The following is a 13,906-nucleotide window of genomic DNA, read 5'->3' on the forward strand; positions in this document are numbered from 1 at the left end:
GCCTAGGGTCGCCGAAAATTCGACGACATGAGTGTAGCGATATGACCAACGAAGTACGGCTGGCCTTTTCCCACCCTGACGAGCGGGCCAAAGCGAGCCCGATGCCTGGCATCAGCGGCCCCTTGGATCGGATTAGCCTGCGCGACCATATTGTCGAGGTCGAGATCGGTGCATTTCAGGCAGAACGTGGGACCACCCAGCGTGTGTGCTTTAACGTTGTTGTTGAGGTGCAGCCCGTGACCGAGGTGCTGGACGACGATGTAGATCGCATCCTGTCCTACGACCGCGTGACCGAGGCGATTGCAGACTCGCTGGCCGAAGAACGCCTGAATTTGCTCGAAACCCTCGCGGATCGTGTTGCCAGTCGTATCCTGTCCGAACCGCAAGCCGTGCGTGCCTTTGTTCGCATCGAGAAGCTGGACCGCGGGCCCGGCGCTCTGGGGGTAGAGATTGTGCGCAATCGCCAAGACTACGGTCTGGCACCCGAGGTTGCCCACAACGCCGCAAACGACCCGCGTGTCATTTACCTGACCAACGAAGCGATTGCCGCGCCGCATTTGTCGGATTGGCTGGACCAGCTGGCAGCAGGGGACCGTCCGGCTATTCTGTGCGTGGGCCTACCGGATCGGGCCGAGACGCACTCTGCTGCGCCTCTTGCGCAGCGCCGCATTGACCTGCTGTCGATTGAACAGAACGCATGGGTTCTGGCGGGGCGTGATCGTCGCTGTGTGGTCGTGGAGACTCGGACCGAGTTGGACTGGGGTATGAAGCACGGTCAGATCAGCGTCTGGGCCCCATCCAAGATCGTCCTTGATGCCGTCGAGGGGCCGCACGTGTCCGTCCGTGATACCGAAGCGCTGAGCCGATGGTTCGCGTCCGAAATGGACGCCGCTGAGGTGATCTTTGTCAGCGGTGGCGAGATTGAGGGCGTTTCCGGTCAAATCGAGGAACGCCACCATGATCTGCGGGAAAGTCGGCTCTTGTCAAACGACGACTGATCGCTCATCCACGCAGTATGCGTGATTATTTTCGTCCCATTTTGCAATCTGGTCCCGCCCGTCCCGACAGTGCTTTGACGCTTGGAGGGGGCTGGACGTGGTTCACCGATGTCGAAGTTCTGCGACGCGATGCGCCTGCGCGGATCATTCCAGCGGCAGAGCTGCCTGAAGCGGCGCGCACGGTGCTGTGTACGCCGCGTGTGGACATAGCCCGTTTGTCCATGGCGCGCCCAAACATTATGGGCATCCTGAACACCACACCGGACAGCTTTTCCGACGGCGGACAGTTCTCTGATCTGGATCGCGCCTTGGCTCACGCAAAAGAGATGATCGGGGCAGGGGCCGATATGCTGGACATTGGCGGCGAGTCGACCCGTCCCGGTGCCGAAGACGTCGCGCTGGACGAGGAAACCCGCCGCACCGAACCCACCATCGCGGCCTTGCGTGCCTTTAGCGACGTGCCCGTGTCGATTGATACGCGTAAATCCGTTGTCGCTCGTGCGGCGTTAGATGCTGGCGCGGATCTGGTGAACGACGTTGCAGCCATGACCTATGATCCGCAAATTGCGCAGGTGACGGCGACCGCTGCTGCGCCGATTTGCCTGATGCATGCCCAAGGCGACCCACAGACTATGCAGAACGCCCCGCACTACGATGATGTGTTGCTGGATGTGTATGACTTCCTGTCAGAGCGGGTGAGCGCCGCCGAAGCGGCAGGTATCCCGCGACAGCACATCATGGTCGATCCGGGCATCGGTTTTGGCAAAACGCTGGACCATAACCTCGCGCTGCTACAGCGCCTTTCGATTTTTCATGGGCTCGGGTGCCCCATTCTTCTCGGGGTGTCGCGCAAGCGGTTCATCGGAACCCTCGCGGGCGTGTCAGAGGCTGCGGCCCGCATGCCCGGCTCTGTCGCAGTTACGCTCGCAGGCGTGGCCCAAGGCGCGCAAATCCTGCGGGTCCATGATGTCGCCGAGACGCGTCAGGCCCTGACCCTCTTTCAAGCTGCTATTGGAGACTAACCCATTATGTCGAGAAAGTTTTTCGGAACCGACGGTGTGCGCGGCAAAGCGAACACCTATCCCATGACTGCCGAGATGGCCCTCAAGATCGGCGCTGCGGCGGGGCGGTATTTCCGGCGGGACTCCAGTACAGCGCACCGTGTGGTCATCGGCAAAGACACCCGACTGTCGGGCTACATGTTCGAGAACGCGCTGACGGCGGGTTTCACGTCGACCGGTATGAACGTGCTTCTGCTTGGCCCTGTTCCGACGCCTGCGGTGGGTCTGCTCACCACCTCTATGCGCGCGGATGTCGGGGTCATGATCTCGGCCAGCCACAACCCGCACGAGGACAATGGGATCAAGTTCTTTGGCCCCGATGGTTTCAAGCTGTCAGACGAGGCCGAGGCTGAAATCGAAGCTATGGTCATGGGTGAAATTCAACCGGCCAAGGCTGAAAACATCGGCCGCGCCAAGCGGATCGACGACGGTATTTACCGCTACATCGAACGCCTGAAATCCACCTTTCCGCACGGCAAGCGTCTTGATGGTCTGAAGGTAGTGATCGACTGCGCCAACGGCGCTGCCTATCGCGCGGCCCCCGAGGCGCTATGGGAGCTTGGCGCCGACGTCATCCGCATCGGCACCAGCCCCGACGGCAAGAACATCAACCTGAATTGCGGCTCCACGCATCCCGAAACAGCGGCCAAAGCAGTCATCGAGCACGGCGCAGATATCGGCATCTGCCTTGATGGAGACGCCGACCGTATCATGATTATCGACGAAAAAGGCCAGATTGCTGACGGCGATCAGTTGATGGCCCTCATCGCCGCGCGCTGGGCCGAAGAAGATCGCCTGAAAGGCAATGCGCTCGTCGCGACTGTGATGTCCAACCTTGGCCTCGAGCGCTTCCTTGGCGGGCGTGGCATCGATCTGAAGCGTACCAAAGTTGGCGATCGCTACGTGGTCGAAGAGATGCGCAAGAACGGTTACAACTTGGGCGGCGAACAGTCCGGTCACATCGTGATGACGGACTATGCGACCACCGGGGACGGACTGCTGGCGGGCCTGCAATTCCTTGCCGAGATGGTGCTGACGGGCAAACCCGCCAGCGAATTGGCCAAGAGCTTTGACCCCGTGCCGCAGCTTTTGAAAAACGTGCGCTACACGGCCGGACAAACACCGCTCGAAACCCTTGCCGTACAGCAGGCCATCGCGAGCGCCGAGGCTGATCTAAAAGGCCAAGGCCGCCTTCTGATCCGCAAGTCCGGCACAGAGCCGCTGATCCGCGTCATGGCCGAATGCGAAGATCCGATCCTGCTCGAGAAAGTCGTCGACTCGATCGTGGCGGAGGTCGAGGCTGCGAGCCGAAGCTAAGGTTTCTTGTTGGTAAAAATACTCAAACGGCGCGCCAATCCCCTTTGCGCGCCGTTTATGCTTTGCTGAACAGGCGGCGCAGATGGCTCCACTGGCTCAGGCCCATACCCGCCAGAATCAGACCCAGCGCCAAGAACAGCCCGGCGGGCAAGGCCTCTCCTAGAGTGAGCGCGCCAAACACCATCGACCAGAAGGGCACCTGATAGTTGGTCAAAGACATGAACGTCGAGCCAGCGCTTCGGATGACTAGAATGCGCAGCAAATTTGCGCCTGCTGTTTGGATCAGCCCAAGTCCGCTGAGGACCGCAAGCGTAGTTAGATCGGGCAGGGGCGGCGGGCCTTCTTTGAGCCAAGCGACGGGCAGGCCAGCAAGCGCTGCAATGATCATCACGACGGCCGACATGGCGTAAGCATCAATCGGAGGGCAGTTTCGGGTGGTCACTGAACTGATCGCATAGCAGGCTGCCGCAGACAGACAGGCCACACGCCCCCATCCTTCCAGACCCGAGCCGCTGCTCTGCATCAGTCCGTCGCCAAGTAGCACGAGCACGCCGCAAAATCCCACCAGCAGTCCCACAAGCTTCATCACAGTGATGCGTTCACCGACAGAAAAGAAATGCGCCAAAGGCATCACGAGCAGCGGCACGCCTGCCATGGACACGCCCGCCGTGGCGGAGGTGACATGCTGCTGACCCCAACTGAGAAGGAAAAAGGGAAAGGCAGAACTAAACAGACCGACCACCAACAGATAAGGCCAGCGGTTCTTGCCGTCTTTGACAGGCGTGACCTTGCCACCTAGCGCGCCCCACACAGCGGTCAGCAGTATTGCGGCAAACAGGAGTCGCGCTTCAGCAAGCCAAAAAGGGCTGATTCCTTGGAGCGCAATTTCGATCAAGAGGAAGCTGCCGCCCCAAACACACCCCAGCGTCAGGACCATGATCCAGCTTTTCAGGGTGACTTCGGGCATTCTGTGACCTGCAATAGAAAAAGGCTCCGACCGCAACGGATCGGAGCCTTTAGATGGGGTGGTGGCCGTCTTGTCAACGGCCACCCCGCCTGCGGGAAATCCCGCGAGGCGATTAGTTCTTCGACTTGTCGACCATCTTGCCGGCAGAGATCCAAGGCATCATTTCGCGCAGCTTGGCACCGGTTGCTTCGATCAGGTGCTCGTCGTTTGCACGGCGCGATGCTTTCAGGGTGGGCTGGCCAACAGCGTTTTCCAACATGAAGTCGCGAACGAACTTGCCCTGCTGAATGTCGGTCAGAACCTCTTTCATCGCGGCTTTGGTCTGCTCGTAGGGCAGGATGCGCGGGCCGGTGACGTACTGGCCGAACTCTGCAGTGTTCGAGATCGAGTAGTCCATGTTCGCGATGCCGCCTTCGTAGATCAGGTCGACGATCAGCTTCACTTCGTGCAGACACTCGAAGTACGCCATTTCGGGTGCGTAGCCAGCTTCGACCAGGGTTTCGAAGCCGCAACGGATCAGCTCAACCAGGCCGCCGCACAGAACTGCCTGCTCGCCGAACAGGTCGGTTTCGCACTCTTCGCGGAAGTTGGTTTCGATGATGCCCGAACGGCCGCCACCGATCGCCGAGCAGTACGACAGACCGATTTCCAGCGCTTTGCCGGTTGCGTCGTTGTGAACTGCGACCAGGCAGGGCACGCCGCCGCCTTTGGTGTATTCGCCGCGCACGGTGTGGCCTGGGCCCTTGGGTGCCATCATGATGACGTCAACGCCTTCGGGCGCTTCGATCAGGCCGAAGTGAACGTTCAGGCCGTGGGCGAATGCGATCGCTGCACCGGGCTTGATGTTGTCTTTGACGTACTTTTTGTAGGTCTCTGCCTGAAGTTCGTCGGGCATGGTGAACATGATGACATCGCACCATGCTGCTGCTTCGGCGATACCCATGACCTGCAGGCCTTCGGCTTCACACTTCTTGGCCGAGGGCGAGCCTTCGCGCAGAGCGATGGCAACGTTCTTGGCGCCCGAGTCGCGCAGGTTCAGCGCGTGAGCGTGGCCCTGAGAGCCATAGCCCAGAATCGCCACTTTCTTTTCTTTGATCAGGTTAACGTCGCAATCGCGGTCGTAGTATACGCGCATCGGAATTCTCCTCGCTTGGGTGTTCGTTGGCGACCTTATCGCATGAATGTTTTGTGGATACGCTTTTAATTTCGCGTGATTTTTGTCATTAAGTGAAAAAGCTATTCGCCATAGGTCGGAATATTGAGAAGATCATGCTCGACGACACCGATAGACGCATTCTGCGCCTTTTTCAGGCAGACCCGTCCATTTCCACAGCAGACCTGGCGGAAAGGGCAGGGGTCAGTGCAGGGGCCTGCTGGCGCAGGCTTGAAAAACTGCGCAGCACCGCAGTCATCAAGGGCGTCGAGGCGGTGATCGACTGGCGTGCCTTGGGCTACGAGGTCGAGGTGTCCTTGCGTGTCGTGCTGGACAAAACCGTCCCGCGCGCGTTCGAGGATTTCAGCGCCGCCGCCCGCGAAGTGCCAGAGGTGCTGGAGATCCAGAGCTTTCTCGGCCGCGTGGACCTGCGCTTGTCCCTGATCGCCCGCGACATGCCGCACTATCAGCAGCTGTATCGCGACCGCATCCTGACCCTGCCACATATCGTGGACATCGAAGCGCTAATGCACGTCGCCCGCATCCAGAGCCAAGGGACCTTGCCGATATGATTGACCTTGATGATCTGGACCTGAAAATCCTGCACGCCCTGTCCCAAGACGCGACCCTCAGTGCAGGGGCTATAGGACGCCGCTTTGGGCTGTCCCAACCCGCCGCGTGGCGCCGAGTTAAACGCCTGTGGTCCGAGGGCGCATTGTCCCACCGCCGTCTGGTATTGGATCACGAGGCATTGGGCTTCGGCGTGACAGTCTTTCTTGGCGTAAAGCTGGCCACCAAAGGACGCGTCAGCCTTGAGGATTTCGAGCGTGCGGTAACGGCGGTGCCAGAGGTGCAGACGGTCGAGCACATTCTTGGGGTCTACGATTATCGTCTACGGATCGTGGCGCGGGATATCAGTGACTTTGAACGGGTGCTGCGTCGGCGGATCATGGCACTGCCCGGTGTGGGGGATGTCGAGGCAAACGTCCTGCTCAGCGAAGAGCGTCTGCCCGGGCCGCTTGGCGGATAGGCTCCGACAGTGAGTATTTAAGACAAAGCAGAAAGGGCAGGCTTCTTTTTGCTAAAATACTCATGGCTCATGGTCACCACCCGCGCAGGCCCCGAATTTGCACACCACTGCATGCAAAAGTATTCCTCGCCACACCCCCAACGGGCCGTTACTGATCTGGTCAGAAGTTTTCGAGAAGGAGAGAGCCGTGGCGTTGCTTGATAGTGTTGATCCAAATGGTCTGGACGAGTTTTCGGTGGTCTTCACGGACCGGTCGCTGAACCATATGTCCGCGCAATTTCAAGGCGTGATGAACGACATCTCTTCGATGCTTAAGGAAGTGTACAAGGCGGACGGAGTTGCCATCGTGCCTGGTGGCGGCACCTACGGGATGGAGGCGGTTGCGCGCCAGTTTGCCAAGGGCTCCAAGGTTCTGGTGGTGCGCAATGGCTGGTTCTCGTTCCGTTGGAGCCAGATCGTGGACGCCGGCAATCTAGCGACAGAAACCATCGTCATGAAGGCACGCCAGCAAGGCAATGAAACGACTGCGCCTTTTGCCCCTGCGCCGATTGAAGAGGTTGTCGCAAAAATCCGCGAAGAGAAGCCCGATGTGGTCTTTGCCCCGCACGTCGAAACCTCGGCTGGGGTGATCCTGCCGGACAGCTATATCAAGGCGCTGGCTGAAGCTGCCCACGAGGTCGGTTCGCTGATGGTGCTGGACTGCATCGCTAGTGGCTGCATCTGGGTCGACATGAAGGCAACCGGCGTGGACGTGCTGATCTCTGCTCCGCAGAAGGGCTGGTCGTCGACCCCGTCCGCGGGTTTGGTGATGCTAGGGGAGCGTGCGATTGCAAAGCTGGAAGAGACAACGTCGGACAGCTTTGCCGTGGACCTGAAGAAGTGGTTCCAGATCATGCAGGCCTACGAGAATGGCGGCCATGCCTATCACGCTACGATGCCGACGGATTCCTTGCTGGCCTTCCGCGATACCATGGCTGAAACGCGCGCCTATGGCTTCGAGCGCTTGCGCGAGGCGCAATGGGCGCTGGGGAATGGGGTTCGCGAACTCTTGGCGAAGCGCGGGATCAAGTCGGTCGCGGCCGACGGATTTGGCGCGCCGGGCGTCGTGGTCAGCTACACGGATGATCCCGAGGTGCAGTCGGGTCGTGCATTTGCTGCGAATGGCACTCAGATCGCGGCGGGCGTTCCGCTGCAATGTGACGAACCGCAGGGGTTCTCGACCTTCCGTTTGGGCCTGTTCGGGTTGGATAAACTCTATGACGTGCCCGCGACGATTGAGCGTCTGACACGGGCGCTGGACGCGGCGCTGTAAACGCGCCGCGACGGGGGCTTAGCGCATGCCTAGCCCCAATTGCATCAGCGTCTTGCGCACCGGCGCCAGCGAATAGAGCGCGTTCAGTCCCGCCGCGCGCAGGTCGCGCAGGGGCTGGGCTGACAGTTGCGACGTGCGGTTCAACAGATCAATGCCGGTGACACGGGCCAGCACCTCTGGGTGGCGGCGACGGTGATACCGTTGCAGCATCTCGGGCGATCCGATGTTGGCGGGGTCGGCCTTGGCCAAGTCCAGCAGGCACCGCTGATCGGCAAGTGACATATTCAGACCTTGGGCGCCAATGGGCGGCACGACGTGCGCGGCCTCTGCCACCAGCACGGTGCGGGCGCCGTACATCTGGTCTGCCCACTGGCTGATGATTGGCCAGACGGTCCGGCGCGACGCCAACGTTAGCGGGCCAAGGATCTGGCAGGATCGTTCGTTCATGGCTGCTTCGAAGTCTGCTTCGGGCAGGTTGAACAGACGCATCGCCTCTGGCCCGTCTTCCATCCAGACGATCGCGGAACTGGGGCGTCCTTCGAAATCGGGCAGCGGCACCAAGGTAAACGGTCCGCCGGAGCGGTGAATCTCGGGCGAGACATTTTCGTGGGGTAGGGGGTGCGTGACCGCAAAGGCCAGCGCCTTTTGTCCGTAGCGGCGGGTTTTGACAGGGATGTTCAGGGCCTTGCGCACGGGCGAATTGCGACCATCTGCTGCGATTAGCAGGCGACACTGGGCCACCATGCCGTCGCTTAGCCGGACGCGTGCGTGGTCAGTGCGGGTCAGAACGCCCGCAGTGCCGACACCGGGGCGGAAAGTGACAGTCTCCATCCCCTCTAGATGCGCGACCATCTCGCGGCGCAAGAGCCAGTTGGGCAGGTTCCAGCCAAAGGGTTGATCCGAAATCTCGGACGCCACGAAATCCTTGGTCACGCGAGGCTCGGCCACTTCGCCGCCCGCGTCGATGATGCGCATGACGTCCAGCGGCATTGCCTCGGCGTCCAGACGGTCCCATAGGCCCGCTTCTTCGAGCAAGAGCCGCCCAGGCTGTAGAATCGCCGTTGTGCGAAGGTCGGACCCTTCGGCGTTGCGATCTGTGATGGGGGGCTGGGGGTCCACGCAAAGAACGGTGAAACCCGCAGATCCGAAGGCCGCAGCGGCGCTCAGGCCAGCAACGCCGCCTCCGGATACAATGATGTCGTAGCTTTGGAATGTCGTCATGGGATCTCTCCTTGCCCCATGACATAGGGCGTTTATGCCCGAAGGTCCAAGCGACAGTTTAACCGCGTGTAATGAGCAGCAGGATCACCCACATCACGGGCACAAATGCGACAGCAGGCAGGTAAAGCGCGGGGATGCCCCACGTCATCACAGCGGCGGCCCATAGGCTCAGGACCGCGACGAGCAGATACCAGATGTTATCTTTGTCGCCGTGGAGCAGGTCCTTGGCAATCCAGCCGATCACGGGAATCGACAGGATAATGCGCATCAGAACGCCGGGCTGGGAGGGGGTGCTGGTGATGTCAGCCATGTTAAGGAGTCCTTTGGATAAATAATTTGACCCCTAGGTATGTTTTCCAAAACACCAGTGAAATTGCCCTCTTTGACGCAGTGCGACTATTTGAGCCGCGACAAAAAGTCAGTCAGATCAACGGTGTGGTAGTGGATGTGATCGGCTGCGTGCGGCTCTGGCGCGACGTGGACGGTGCGCATCCCGATGGCATGGGGAACGGCCAGATTGCGCGGGTCATCCTCGAACATTGCAGCAGTCGTGGGCGACAGGTTGTCCTTGGTAAACACCGCGTCAAACGCAGCAGCCTCGGGCTTGGGGCGGTAGTTCGCGTGTTCGATCCCGTAGACCGCATCGAATAGGCCCTCCAATCCGCGCGCCTGCAAAACCTGCTCGGCATAGGGGGCAGAGCCGTTCGTATAGACGATCTTGCGCCCCGGCAGGTCGCGGATGTGGCCCGCTAGGGCCGCGTCGGGCTCTAGCACGGTAAAGTCGATGTCGTGCACGTGGTCCAAGAACGGGTCCGGCTCGATGCTGTACTCGGCCATCAGACCTGCCAGCGTGGTGCCATGGAGCGCCCAATAAGTCTTGCGCAGGCGGTCCGCCTCGGCGTGCGAGACACCGAGCGTGCCCATGACGTAATCGATCATTTTCTTTTCGATCTGGTCGAAAAGACGGAAGTGCGGCGGATACAGAGTGTTGTCGAGGTCAAACACCCAGGTATCGATATGGTTGAAATCATGACGTGGCATGGCTTTCCCCTAGCCCAAATGCGGCGCTTTGCCCATAACCTAGGAAACACAGTGGGTTGATCCACGGGCGCGCGCCAGCATAATCTGGCGCATTGAGTTGTAAGGGGGACTGCAGGTGGCAGACGACAAGAACCAGAACAAGGATGCCTACACGCTGATTCTGGATGCAATCGATACCGGGATTTACCGGCCGGGCGACCGTCTTGTCGAAAGCGAGCTGGCCGAACGGTTCGGCGTGTCCCGCACCCCGATCCGAGAAGCCTTGCAGCGTCTGGAAACCCAGTCCCTGCTGACTCGGGACGGACGGTCGATGATTGTGGCGTCCTTGGATCATAATCAGCTGGCCGAATTGTACGTCGTCCGGTCCGAGCTAGAGGCGTTGGCCGCCCGCCTCGCGGCCCGTCATGCGACCGAAGAAGAGATCAACGTGCTGCGCGACATGAACGAAGCCGACCGCGCGCTGATCGGAAACCCTGCGGCCTTGGCGCGTGCGAACCGCCGTTTCCACCGCCAGGTGCATTTGGCTTCGCACAACCGCTATCTGTTTCAGCAGTTGGATCTGGTCTACCGGACCATGGCCTTGATGGCGACGACCTCTTTGGCGGCCGAGGGCCGGTCGGAAACCGCGATCAAAGAGCACGACCAGATCGTTGATGCTATCGCCGCGCGAGATGGGGAGGCGGCCTATGCCGCGCTCAAGGCGCATATCTCCAAGGCTTTTGTCACACGTCTGAAATCGGACGCGGCTGCGGCGGAGAAGGGTTAAGTCTCTTCGTCAGAATGCCCGTGGTCCGTCTTGTCCCAATAGAATGGGCGCAGGGCCAGCTCGTACGCGGCTTTGAACGCGGCGGGGGTGGCGAGTGGGAAGTACAGGGGCATGAAGATCGCCCATGGCAACAAGTGCCGTAGGTGCGGCGCGGCAACTGCGATCAGGGAAGCGGACAGATTGATCACCTCGCAGGCCATGAAGGTATAGATCAACGTCCACGTGGCGGTGTGGTCCAGAGCCCCGAGCATTGGATGGGTGAAGCCGAAGGGCAGCAGCCAGAACGACCAAAGCAGCGGGGCCAATAGAAACTGGCTGATTGAGGCCAAGAAGAAGATTTGGAATCCCAGAAACTGCCGCGCTCCAAGCTCACGCCACAGGCGCCACGGGCTACGCATGTGTACCAGATAGGTGACCATGTAGCCCTTGATCCAGCGCGAGCGCTGCTTGATCCACGGCCAAGTCCGGCAGTTCGCCTCTTCCATCGTGGTGGTCGGGATAAGCTCGGTGCGCCATCCACGTCGCGACAGGCGAATCCCCAGATCGGCGTCCTCGGTGACATTGTGCGCGTCCCAGGCGCCAAGCTCTTCGAGTGCGTGACGGCGGACGAACAGGGTGGTGCCCCCCAGAGGAACCGCAAGTCCCAGCGCCGAAAGACCGGGCAGGATCAGACGGAACCACGCCGCATATTCTGTGGTAAAGCAGCGCGATAGCCAGTTGTCGCGCGGGTTGTAGTAGTCGAGACGCCCTTGCAGGCACACGACCTCTGGCGGGGCGGCTGCAAAGGCGGCGGCGACTTTGCGCAGTTGGTCTGCCTCGGGCGCATCCTCGGCATCGTAGACGCCAACAATCTCGCCTCGGCAGAAATCCAGGGCGTAATTCAGGGCGCGCGGCTTGGTTTTCGGGTGTCCGTCCGGCACGACAATCACGCGGAACCCCTCAGGAAGGGGCGCGGCCTCGTCTAGAGCATTGCGGGTCTTGGCGTCATGCTCCTCGACGACAAATAGGACGTCGAGTTTGTCGTGGGGATAATCGAGACGGTGCATTCGCCGGACCAGTCGCTGCGCGATCCGCGACTCTTTGTGCAGCGGGATCATGATCGAAATCATCGGCAAGCTGGCGTTTTCAAGCGCGGGCGGGTCTTGGTGGGATCGCCGACCCACCAAGGCAGCACCAACGCAAAAGAGCTTTAGCACGGTCACACAAATCAGGGTAAAGATGCACCACGCTGTCAGGACCAGCGCGGCGGTCGACGGCGTGGCAAGCACGAAGCCGAGGCCTGTTACAGTGACCAAGGGCATTTGTAGGCGATTGCGGGCGCAGAACCCGTCAAAGCCGCGGCAACTCAGATCTTTGGCGACGCGAGTCTCGGCGCGCCGCGCGAGGGCCATACCGAAAAACTGATGATGGGCGGCTTCGATCTGAGATTGCGTGGCGATGCAATAATTTGTGCCTGCGCCTAGTTGGGTCGATACCGTCGCGACTGCAGATGCGCTTTCGACTGCAACGGTCCCATCGGCCAAGGGGACGGCCCGCAATCTTACCCAGTCATTTGCGGTCAGATGCGGGTGGCCTAAAGGATCGCACGTCAAGGCCAGGTCTGAGGGCAACTGGAAATACCCAGCGGCAGCATGCGCTGCGGCTGTCCGAGGGCGTGCCTTCTGCGGCGCTCCTTGGCTGAACATGAAAATGCTCTCCTCACTGGGTGAGAAGAGCATCCATGGTAGGTCTTAATAGGCGGTTAAGCCGGTCTTAATTTGCAGCCGCTTTGCGCGCATCCATCGCTTCGGCGAAACGCTCGAAGAGGTAGAAGCTGTCCTGCGGGCCGGGGCTTGCCTCGGGGTGGTGCTGTACGCTGAACACGGGCTTGCCTTCGACCTCGATCCCGCAGTTCGACCCGTCGAACAGCGACACGTGGCTTTCCACAACACCTGCGGGCAGAGTCTGTGTGTCAACGGTGAAGCCGTGATTCATCGAGGTGATCTCGACCTTGCCGGTCTTGTTCTCTTTAACCGGGTGGTTCGCACCGTGGTGGCCGTGGTTCATCTTGACGGTCTTGGCACCGAGCGCCAGCGCCAGCATCTGGTGTCCAAGGCAGATGCCAAAGACGGGCAGATCAGCTTCGAGGACCTTCTTGATCGCGGGCACGGCGTATTCGCCGGTCGCAGCCGGATCGCCAGGGCCGTTCGACAGGAAGACGCCATCGGGGCTATGAGCCAAAATCTCTTCGCCAGTGGCCGATGCGGGCAGGACGGTCACGTCACAGCCGGCGGACGCGAGGCAGCGCAGGATGTTGCGCTTGGCGCCAAAGTCGATCGCGACGACCTTGTGCTTGGGGGCCTCTTGCTTGGCGTAGCCTTCGGGCCATGCCCAACGCATCTCGTCCCAGCGATAAGACTGCGCGCAGGTCACGTCTTTGGCCAAATCGAGGCCAACGAGGCCTTTGAAGGCGCGGGCTTTGGCAACCAGCGCTTCGATGTCGAAGTTACCTTCGGGATCGTGGGCCAGAGCAACGTGCGGGGCGCCTTGTTGGCGGATCGCGCGGGTCAGGCGGCGGGTGTCGATGCCACCGATCGCGATGCGGCCGCGCTTGGTCAGCCATTCGCCCAATGTTTCAACCGAACGCCAGTTGCTGGGTTCGGTGGGGTCCCATTTCACAACCATCCCTGCGGCCACCGGATCACCGGTTTCGTCGTCTTCGGGGGTCGCACCGGTGTTCCCGATGTGGGGGAAGGTAAAGGTCACGATTTGGCCCGCGTAGGACGGGTCCGTCATGATTTCCTGGTAACCGGTCATGGCAGTGTTGAAGCACAGTTCGGCTTCGGTCACTCCGGTTGCACCGAAGCCTTTGCCATAGAAAATGGTCCCGTCTGCAAGGGCCAGACAGGCGGTCGGGCGGGCAGGGGCGTGGGCGCTGCTGGGCATCGGCTCTCTCCTTGGGGACAAATCGGGCGACACATAGGCCCGCACGCGTCAGCGGTCAAGCAGAATGGGTCAAAATAGCGCCTATGCAGAGCGCTAACAGCGAAGGTAGACATAT

14 protein-coding genes are annotated in these 13,906 nt (G+C 60.6%); 7 read left to right on the forward strand and 7 right to left on the reverse strand.

What is annotated here, in order from left to right:
• The first annotated feature begins 41 nt into the window (after positions 1 to 41).
• From N4A58_RS09185 to glmM, 3 genes are read left to right on the forward strand one after another with little or no spacing between them, the layout of a single operon-like run.
• Positions 42 to 998, forward strand: coding sequence for a dihydroneopterin aldolase (locus tag N4A58_RS09185; protein WP_293709021.1), 957 nt, complete (start codon positions 42 to 44; stop codon positions 996 to 998).
• Positions 999 to 1,015: 17 nt separating this feature from the next.
• Positions 1,016 to 2,020, forward strand: coding sequence for a dihydropteroate synthase (gene folP / locus N4A58_RS09190; RefSeq protein WP_293709022.1), 1,005 nt, complete (start codon positions 1,016 to 1,018; stop codon positions 2,018 to 2,020).
• A gap of 6 nt (positions 2,021 to 2,026) precedes the next feature.
• Positions 2,027 to 3,376 (forward strand): phosphoglucosamine mutase, encoded by a 1,350-nt coding sequence (gene glmM, locus N4A58_RS09195; protein WP_293709023.1) that lies wholly within the window; start codon positions 2,027 to 2,029, stop codon positions 3,374 to 3,376.
• Between the two features lie 55 nt (positions 3,377 to 3,431).
• On the opposite strand, the gene N4A58_RS09200 is transcribed toward glmM, so the two are convergent.
• Together N4A58_RS09200 and ilvC are read right to left on the reverse strand one after the other, a co-directional pair.
• Complete coding sequence (locus N4A58_RS09200) at positions 3,432 to 4,343, reverse strand: DMT family transporter (RefSeq protein ID WP_293709024.1); 912 nt, start codon at positions 4,341 to 4,343, stop codon at positions 3,432 to 3,434.
• 112 nt (positions 4,344 to 4,455) lie between these two features.
• Positions 4,456 to 5,478: a ketol-acid reductoisomerase gene (ilvC, locus tag N4A58_RS09205; RefSeq protein ID WP_072706848.1), complete on the reverse strand. Its 1,023-nt coding sequence runs from the start codon at positions 5,476 to 5,478 to the stop codon at positions 4,456 to 4,458.
• 134 nt (positions 5,479 to 5,612) lie between these two features.
• Here ilvC and N4A58_RS09210 point away from each other — a divergent pair, with 134 nt between their 5' ends.
• The 3 genes from N4A58_RS09210 (at position 5,613) to N4A58_RS09220 (ending at position 7,838) form a co-directional block, all read left to right on the forward strand.
• The gene (locus N4A58_RS09210) at positions 5,613 to 6,068 is read left to right on the forward strand and encodes an Lrp/AsnC family transcriptional regulator (RefSeq protein WP_293709025.1); all 456 of its coding nucleotides are present in this window, start codon (positions 5,613 to 5,615) and stop codon (positions 6,066 to 6,068) included.
• Positions 6,065 to 6,526: an Lrp/AsnC family transcriptional regulator gene (locus N4A58_RS09215; RefSeq protein ID WP_072706846.1), complete on the forward strand. Its 462-nt coding sequence runs from the start codon at positions 6,065 to 6,067 to the stop codon at positions 6,524 to 6,526. The genes N4A58_RS09210 and N4A58_RS09215 overlap by 4 nt, the downstream gene beginning before the upstream one ends.
• Before the next feature lie 187 nt (positions 6,527 to 6,713).
• Positions 6,714 to 7,838, forward strand: a complete 1,125-nt coding sequence (locus N4A58_RS09220; protein ID WP_293709026.1) for an aminotransferase class V-fold PLP-dependent enzyme — start codon at positions 6,714 to 6,716, stop codon at positions 7,836 to 7,838.
• A gap of 18 nt (positions 7,839 to 7,856) precedes the next feature.
• Here the strand turns inward: N4A58_RS09220 and N4A58_RS09225 are convergent, their stop codons facing one another.
• From N4A58_RS09225 to N4A58_RS09235, 3 genes are all read right to left on the reverse strand, one after another.
• A complete protein-coding gene (locus tag N4A58_RS09225; RefSeq protein WP_293709027.1) occupies positions 7,857 to 9,059 on the reverse strand; it encodes a UbiH/UbiF family hydroxylase in 1,203 nt (400 codons plus the stop codon).
• A gap of 58 nt (positions 9,060 to 9,117) precedes the next feature.
• Positions 9,118 to 9,369, reverse strand: a complete 252-nt coding sequence (locus N4A58_RS09230; protein ID WP_293709028.1) for a hypothetical protein — start codon at positions 9,367 to 9,369, stop codon at positions 9,118 to 9,120.
• Between the two features lie 86 nt (positions 9,370 to 9,455).
• Complete coding sequence (locus tag N4A58_RS09235) at positions 9,456 to 10,100, reverse strand: pyrimidine 5'-nucleotidase (RefSeq protein WP_293709029.1); 645 nt, start codon at positions 10,098 to 10,100, stop codon at positions 9,456 to 9,458.
• 115 nt (positions 10,101 to 10,215) lie between these two features.
• On the opposite strand from N4A58_RS09235, the gene N4A58_RS09240 reads away from it, so the two are divergent.
• Positions 10,216 to 10,866, forward strand: coding sequence for a GntR family transcriptional regulator (locus N4A58_RS09240; protein WP_072706841.1), 651 nt, complete (start codon positions 10,216 to 10,218; stop codon positions 10,864 to 10,866).
• On the opposite strand, the gene N4A58_RS09245 is transcribed toward N4A58_RS09240, so the two are convergent.
• Positions 10,863 to 12,551, reverse strand: coding sequence for a glycosyltransferase (locus tag N4A58_RS09245; RefSeq protein ID WP_293709030.1), 1,689 nt, complete (start codon positions 12,549 to 12,551; stop codon positions 10,863 to 10,865). The genes N4A58_RS09240 and N4A58_RS09245 overlap by 4 nt on opposite strands.
• 67 nt (positions 12,552 to 12,618) lie before the next feature.
• On the reverse strand, positions 12,619 to 13,791 hold the full coding sequence (carA, locus tag N4A58_RS09250) for a glutamine-hydrolyzing carbamoyl-phosphate synthase small subunit (RefSeq protein WP_072706839.1): 1,173 nt from the start codon (positions 13,789 to 13,791) through the stop codon (positions 12,619 to 12,621).
• Positions 13,792 to 13,906: the final 115 nt, after the last annotated feature.

Source organism: Donghicola sp. (genome assembly GCF_025210255.1).
In the GTDB taxonomy this organism is placed as follows: Bacteria; Pseudomonadota; Alphaproteobacteria; order Rhodobacterales; family Rhodobacteraceae; genus Donghicola; species Donghicola eburneus.

Coding starts and splice junctions, on each gene's coding strand:
- N4A58_RS09215 (WP_072706846.1), top strand. CDS start 6,065: ATGATTGACCTTGATGATCTGGACCTGAAAATCCTGCACGCCCTGTCC.
- N4A58_RS09230 (WP_293709028.1), bottom strand. CDS start 9,369: ATGGCTGACATCACCAGCACCCCCTCCCAGCCCGGCGTTCTGATGCGC.
- carA (WP_072706839.1), bottom strand. CDS start 13,791: ATGCCCAGCAGCGCCCACGCCCCTGCCCGCCCGACCGCCTGTCTGGCC.
- folP (WP_293709022.1), top strand. CDS start 1,016: ATGCGTGATTATTTTCGTCCCATTTTGCAATCTGGTCCCGCCCGTCCC.
- glmM (WP_293709023.1), top strand. CDS start 2,027: ATGTCGAGAAAGTTTTTCGGAACCGACGGTGTGCGCGGCAAAGCGAAC.
- N4A58_RS09245 (WP_293709030.1), bottom strand. CDS start 12,551: ATGTTCAGCCAAGGAGCGCCGCAGAAGGCACGCCCTCGGACAGCCGCA.
- ilvC (WP_072706848.1), bottom strand. CDS start 5,478: ATGCGCGTATACTACGACCGCGATTGCGACGTTAACCTGATCAAAGAA.
- N4A58_RS09235 (WP_293709029.1), bottom strand. CDS start 10,100: ATGCCACGTCATGATTTCAACCATATCGATACCTGGGTGTTTGACCTC.
- N4A58_RS09210 (WP_293709025.1), top strand. CDS start 5,613: ATGCTCGACGACACCGATAGACGCATTCTGCGCCTTTTTCAGGCAGAC.
- N4A58_RS09185 (WP_293709021.1), top strand. CDS start 42: ATGACCAACGAAGTACGGCTGGCCTTTTCCCACCCTGACGAGCGGGCC.
- N4A58_RS09200 (WP_293709024.1), bottom strand. CDS start 4,343: ATGCCCGAAGTCACCCTGAAAAGCTGGATCATGGTCCTGACGCTGGGG.
- N4A58_RS09225 (WP_293709027.1), bottom strand. CDS start 9,059: ATGACGACATTCCAAAGCTACGACATCATTGTATCCGGAGGCGGCGTT.